Origin of the sequence: Bacillus sp. JJ1474 (genome assembly GCF_036965225.1) — a bacterium.
GTDB lineage: Bacteria > Bacillota > Bacilli > Bacillales > Cytobacillaceae > Cytobacillus.
The window spans coordinates 4,033-7,343 of record NZ_JBALPC010000274.1 but is presented as its reverse complement, the minus strand read 5'-3'; the positions used below and the strand labels follow the sequence as shown (position 1 = coordinate 7,343).

At 33.0% G+C, this 3,311-nt stretch carries 2 protein-coding genes; both read right to left on the bottom strand.

The genetic code is table 11. From position 1 onward, the window contains the following. The coding region (locus tag V7164_RS24315) for a PD-(D/E)XK motif protein (protein WP_335355502.1) at positions 1 to 788 on the bottom strand (788 nt) is incomplete at its 3' end. Then, positions 778 to 3,311 (bottom strand): Z1 domain-containing protein (locus V7164_RS24310; protein WP_335355501.1); only part of this gene is annotated, 2,534 nt, incomplete at its 5' end. The genes V7164_RS24310 and V7164_RS24315, both read right to left, overlap by 11 nt.

Genomic DNA, 3,311 nt, shown 5'->3' with positions numbered 1-3,311 from the left:
AATGTTTTTGGATATTCTAGCAATATATCTTGAATTTCTTCTATAAGATTTTTAACAGACTTCCCTAATTGCTTATCCACTTCTAACATATAACAACATAAAAACAATCGATAATTTGCTGGCTTTTCTAATTGTGTATCACTCGATACCCGAATAGAATATGGTTTTTTCTTAAGAGAAGTTTTGATCTCAATAAAATCTCTCTGATATTGAAAATCTTTCTTTGAATAGTCTGTTCCATACCATCCATCTAAGGCATGAATCTGTTGCTCTTCCCCACCTTGGATCAAAATCTTTTGCAAAAATAAAAGTTCTCCAAATAAACCCTGTAAAACACTTTTAGATAAAGGACTATTATTAATCCTTTCAAAAAACTGTTCCCACTTTGTAAGTATGACTATAATTTTATCGAAAATCCGAGGATAGGTAACCTCCTGCTTAACAATTTCACAAATATCTTCGAAAATATGAATAAATATTTCATGACTAATATCTGTGTGTACGCTACTCTCTTTAAAGATTAAAAACCATTCCCTCCCTTTAGAGATCGTATTCATATGCTTCTCTTGAGCTATCGTTAATCCATGCCATTTGGGAAAACGGTTATAAATCTGCATATCTAAAGGGCCTTTTAAAGGCAAAATAATGCATCGTTTGTTTTGCTCATCTATTCCAGCAATTATTTTTGTAACCCCTAAAGCTAGTACCTCTTCGATTAAATATTCATCATTCGCAGTTCTAATACGCGTATTTAATTGTTCAAAAACAGTTTTTAAATTATAACGCATATTCTTCTTCTTCTCTTTCTACGACTACCGAGTCATTTACTACATAGTCAACTTCAGCTTCTTTTGCTGATGTTTCCGGTGTTAAGATAGCAAAGGCAAATGGTTTAGACTCATTTTCATATGTTAGATCCCCTACTAATTTACTACCTTTTTCATCCTCGTTGTTAAATGGATAAAGAATAAGTAAAGCATCTGTTTTTTTACGTAAAGCACGAGTTTTTAGAGCTATCGTTCCTTTAGGGTGTGTTTTTTCTGAGTATTTATCTTTATTATCCTGCGCCTCTTTATACATCGTTTCAGTAAAATCAAAGTATATATGATTTCCAGATGTAGCTGTTTTAATAGAAGTTAACTTATCATCAATTTGATCAGGAATCCCTGTTCTCTTAATACCCTTTTGAAGCTGAATTTTTTCTGTAAACTGCTTTTCCTCTCCGCCTGTATTAATTAAAACAACTGTCCAATTCACTAGTTCTCCTATGTTACTTAAACTTTTTACATATTTAGCAATATACTTACTGTCTGCTTTCGTGGCACTAGAAACAGTTTTATAGTGTTCTAGGAATTCAATGATTGGTTCCGCACCAATATTGGTCCAGTAGTAGTGCTTATGTGTTGAAATCTCTCTAGCAATACGCATATCCACTTTAGGATTTCTTGTACATGATTGATCAATAGATTCTATTAAGCTACGAGTCGCTAAATAATTATTTCTATAAAATTCTTGATCATGAACAGGAAAAACAGTAGTTTGAATTAATTCATTGCTATAATTTACTTTAAATTGTCTTGCCGATCTCATCTTATTTTGACTCGTAATTAATAAATTTTGATGAGACTGCAATCGTAATAAAAATTCTTTAGGTTCTGCTTTGATTTCAGCCATATAATCTAACTGTGCTCGCAAATCTTCCGTTGCAAAAGCTACATGCTGGAACCATCCTACAAGATCCTTGGTTATATACAGACGACAAACATCTAAGAAGTTTTGACGGAAACCAAACCACCTTCCCATCTGCATCAATGTATCATACATTTTACTAGCTCTTAAATAATAACTTACAGTTAACCCCTCTAACGTTAAGCCTCGTGATAATTTATCTCCACCAATAGCAATTACATTTAATCCTGTTTCACTATAGTCTTTATATTCTAAAGTATCAGCGCTGTTTCCGTTCAAACTTTTTATAGATATTGATTTGATAGCACCTAAAACGAGTGGTTTAATATCTTCCCATGTCGAATAATATTTAGAATCAAATTGATTCGGAAAATTTTCTTGAATAAAATCAAGCTTCCCCTGATTAAATTCATTCTCAAAATGCTGTTGTAATTCTAATGAATGTTCTCCTTGCCACTCACTATTTTCAACATCATCTTGAATTTCTCTCTTCATATCGCTAACAAGAGCTTTAATATCTTCCTGTACATCTTTGAAACGTGTAACATGAATTAACATAGAATTATGGACTTTATCTTGACCACGATATCTACGAATCGCCACCGCTAAAATAAACGAATACATCGCCACTACTAAACTATCTGGAACCTTCGTAGGCTTAAATGTTTTTTTATGCTTTTCCGGCGCAAAGTCATTATCGTACACTATATTTTTTATAAAAGGTAGTTCATTTGTTTTCTGATCTGCAGTTTCCTCTTCATCCTCAATATTTACAGGAGGTAAAAAATATTCTAATGGGCCAACATAGTTATAAGCTTTCGGTAAATATAAAATAAAGTCTCTTGGGAATAGATCCTGTCCATGCAACTTTGTAGCTACCTCTTGATTAATAAGAATATTGGCAAACGGTGTCGCAGTATACCCCAAATAGACGCGTTGACTAAATGTATTATAAATTTGACGAATATTACTATTAATAGCCTTAGGATCATACTCTTCACGTATTACATTATTTTCATCATACATATTAGATGTGTCGACTGAAGCTTGGTCTGCTTCATCATCGATAATTAAGATTGGCACATTATGAATAACTTTATGACCAGATTTCCCCTCAGTTTCAGATGGCACATACATAGCTTTCGGGCTATTTTGACATGCTGCTAATAACTTTTCTAAAACTCTAGCATTTTTTTTTACAACCATAATTTGTTTGTTAAATGTTAGTGCTCTCTTTGATTGGAAATCACCATTCTCTGATCGATCTGTCGGGGAGTCTACTTCAAAGAATTCATGCCCCAAAAGAGTACCTACACCAATTCGATTCGCATTATTTTTATTTGTATGCTTTACACTATTTTCGTAGCCCAAAACTTCCTCATCTAATCGCATTTGAGTTTGAGAACGTAAATCATTATGCATCCCTGCCAATACAATAATTAATTTATATCCTGCATCAATGGCCTTATTAATAACCCCTGTAAAGTGCGCAGTTTTCCCTGATTGAACATAACCAAATGCTAACCCTCGTCTATCAAAATTACGATCTTCGTCTGTGGGGTCTTCTAAAAGTTCCATAATCATATCAGTCGAATCATCTAATTTATTCACAACATCAATAG